Genomic DNA, 3,277 nt, shown 5'->3' with positions numbered 1-3,277 from the left:
TGGGGTTGTCATCGGCCTTGCTAGCAGAGCGCCGATAACGATTTTCGATGAACCATATTTAGGACTTGATGCAGTTTCAAGAGGTTTATTTTATGACAAGTTGATGGAAGATTACGCAGAATATCCACGTACTGTCATATTATCAACTCATTTAATTGATGAGGTAAGTAATTTACTTGAACATATTTTAGTCATTGACAAAGGTCGATTAATCATTAATAAAGAGGCAGAAAATTTACGTGGTCTTGCCTATACGGTAACTGGTCAAGCAGCAAAAGTGGAAGCATTTGTGAAAAATAAGGAGGTCATCCATCGGGAGCCTTTTGGCGGATTGCTCTCTGCAACAGTTATTCAAAATAAGAACAATATGGATCGACATCAAGCAGAAGCTAGTGGACTAGAAATTTCTCCAGTGTCCTTACAACAGTTAGTAGTCCATTTGACAAAAGGAAAATCTACTCGTGAAGGAGCGATTGTCCAATGAATATTAAAGGTGTTCTAATAATGTATTCAAGAGATAAATGGGGATGGTTTTTAATACCAAATATTATTCTCTTTTCAGTATTCCTGTTAAATTTTATCATCAGTCTGTTTATTTCAAGTGAGGATAAAATGTATACTGGCGGGGTTTCATACATTTTTTTCTATATGCTAGTCGCGGGAATCATGGTTGTTGCGCAAACATTTCCTTATGCAATCGGAATGTCAATAAGAAGAACAGATTATTTTCTTGGTACTGTAGTAATGGGTGTCGCTGTCAATACATTGTATGGAATCATGTTAGTATTTCTGTCAGCCATTGAAAATGCAACAAATGGGTGGGGAGGTCTGCTCCATTTCTTTCACTTTCCCTATTTGAATGATGGGACACTTTTGGAACAATTGATAATATATATTATCCTGTTAATAAATATATTTTTTAACGGATTGCTAATATCCAGTACAGCACGTCGCTTTGGTGGAAAAGGCCTCGTAATTGCGATAATTTCCGTATTATTGATTTCAAGTGTTGCTGCCCTGTTAGCAACTTATTATGGTGTTTGGATGGATATTTTTCATTGGTTCGTAAAGTTTACTGCTGTTCAAATTGCTTATTGGCTCATTCTTCCAACAATATTATATATGACGTTATCATATGTGTTATTGAAAAGAGCAACAGTCTAATTGTTTGGGAATCTACTGCATTCAAGTAATAAAGACTCGTCAATCATTAAAAAATATGATCATATCATTAAAATAGTGTGCAGAGATATTGTTCATGTTGTATAGTACAAAAATATTTATTTCCTGTTTACCGTCTTCAGACGAGAACTTAAATAATTTCAACGTCTTTCTACAAGTTGTAGAGAGGCGTTTCTTGTTTGTTTTTTTAGCTTAATTTTTAACATGACAGTATTACTATTACTCGTGCGGTGATCGATTTAGAGCCGATTCAGCAGATACAAGTAGGACTAATAGAAATAAACAAAAAATTCCAAAATAGGTATTGTAAAATGAACCTCGTGTCATTTATAATTAAAATTAATCACACGAGGTTCATTTATTTAATGGAGGTGCAGCAGGTTATGCCGAAAGTAAGCGAAGAACATAAGGAGCAAAGGATACATCAGATATTAATGGCCTCAATGGAGGTGTTTAAACGAAAAGGATATGAAAAAGCCACACTCAAGGATATTGTTGAAGAAGCAGGGATGAGCCGGGGATGGATTTATTTATATTTCAAAGATAAGATCGAAATATTCGAAGCCCTACTGAATTATCTGGATGAACAACTGGATGATTCTTTATCACTTAAGAACTTGAAAGTTCAGTCCGCATTCGAAAAGCTTAGAGATTTTTTAGAAAGTAATAAATTAATTTTTCCTACAATTGATGAAAGTATTTATCCAGCTATTTATGAATTTTGGATATCGAGCTGGAGAGAACCAAGGGCAAAAGAGTTTTTTTTGAATCGATATGATAAAACTGTTCAGTTATTTTTAAACTTGCTTCATGCAGGGATAGAACAGGGTGAATTTCAGCTTTCAATACCAGCAGAAGAGATTGTAAAAATCATTATGTCCAGTATGGACGGAATTTTAGTCCACAGTTTGGCATTTGGCGCAGAGAAAATTGATGCTAATAAACAAATTGATAGTCTGCTGCAAAGAGTTGAAAAGTTATTGAATATATCCTAATTCATTCTTTTAGGCAATTTACAAGAAGTAAAATATCTTTAATAGGGTGATTGCTATATTTACGTTAAATAGTAAAAGAAATAGAACAGTAGTTTTATTGTCACCCATTTTCATTATTTTCATCGTCCATTGGATTGCATCCATAAGTTATCAGTATATTCCTGATTATTGCTGGATGATAACGGCAGCTTCCTATTGGGGTTTAACCGGATTAATGAAATTATTGTTCGTACCGGCAGAAGTATATAAGGATTGGCTGAAAAAACCAGTCTTTATAAAAAAATGGCTATTGTTCGGGCTATTGATTGGAATTTTCCCTGCTGTTGGCATTTTACTTCCAAATGTAAATTTACTGTTAGAGTATCCGCATATAACACTGTTTTTGCTTTTATTTGCCCTTATCAATCCATGGTTTGAGGAAGGCTATTGGAGAGGATTATTGCTGGATGCAGGGGAGAGTTTCCCTAGACGGGTAACTATTATGTATTCAACTCTATTATTTGTATTAAGTCATCCATTTATGTGGGGAGTCTTTTCTATAGCGAATCGTTCTTATCAAATGTATATTAGCTTAGTTGTAATGGGAATCATCTGGTCACTCATCCGTTATAGAACGAGTAGTTTAAGGTGGAGTGTTTATTCCCATATGCTTGTTGATGTAGGAAATTTATCTGTATTTGTATTTTTAAATTTGTATATTCCTCCCGGGATGTCATAAATCTTATTTCTACTAAAGCAAGGAATTTTCCATGTATACCCTGCAAATGTATCTTTCATTTACAATTTTTGCAATAGCTGTAACATACTCCACAACCGTACGTGGGGTAAGCTGTGCAGAGGACTGACGTTTTGGTTTTTGTTATGGAAAGGTATATTTATTCAAAAAAAGCAGCTGACAAATACGAGCTATTTTTGCCAGCTGCTTAACTTATTTAGGTACTTTCTTGACTACCCCTTTTAATTTAACATTAACCCTCATTCAATTCTTTCAATTTCGCCTTTGAAGGTGTCCTATAATCTACATATCCCTTCATATTCGTCACATAGTAACCGCCGCCGAGCCCATATTGGCCGCCGAATTTATCGTCTTGACGGTAGAC

Annotated in this window: 3 protein-coding genes and 1 pseudogene; all 4 read left to right on the top strand. The window is 34.7% G+C overall.

Going from position 1 to position 3,277, the window contains the following annotated elements; genetic code table 11:
• Nucleotides 1-484, top strand: a pseudogene (locus V7149_RS24920) (ABC transporter ATP-binding protein); the annotation flags it as partial.
• Nucleotides 481-1,164, top strand: coding sequence for a hypothetical protein (locus V7149_RS24915; protein ID WP_335348254.1), 684 nt, complete (start codon nucleotides 481-483; stop codon nucleotides 1,162-1,164). The pseudogene V7149_RS24920 and the gene V7149_RS24915, both read left to right, overlap by 4 nt.
• A 401-nt stretch (nucleotides 1,165-1,565) precedes the next feature.
• Nucleotides 1,566-2,177 (top strand): TetR family transcriptional regulator, encoded by a 612-nt coding sequence (locus tag V7149_RS24910; RefSeq protein WP_335348253.1) that lies wholly within the window; start codon nucleotides 1,566-1,568, stop codon nucleotides 2,175-2,177.
• Nucleotides 2,178-2,274: 97 nt separating this feature from the next.
• Entirely contained in the window at nucleotides 2,275-2,895 is a 621-nt protein-coding gene (locus V7149_RS24905; protein ID WP_335348252.1) for a CPBP family intramembrane glutamic endopeptidase, read from the top strand.
• The last annotated feature ends 382 nt before the right edge of the window (nucleotides 2,896-3,277 follow it).

The organism is Bacillus sp. JJ1503 (assembly GCF_036965125.1).
Taxonomy (GTDB): Bacteria; Bacillota; Bacilli; order Bacillales; family Cytobacillaceae; genus Cytobacillus.
The sequence above is the reverse complement of the archived record's forward strand: the minus strand, read 5'-3'. Positions and strand labels throughout refer to the sequence as shown.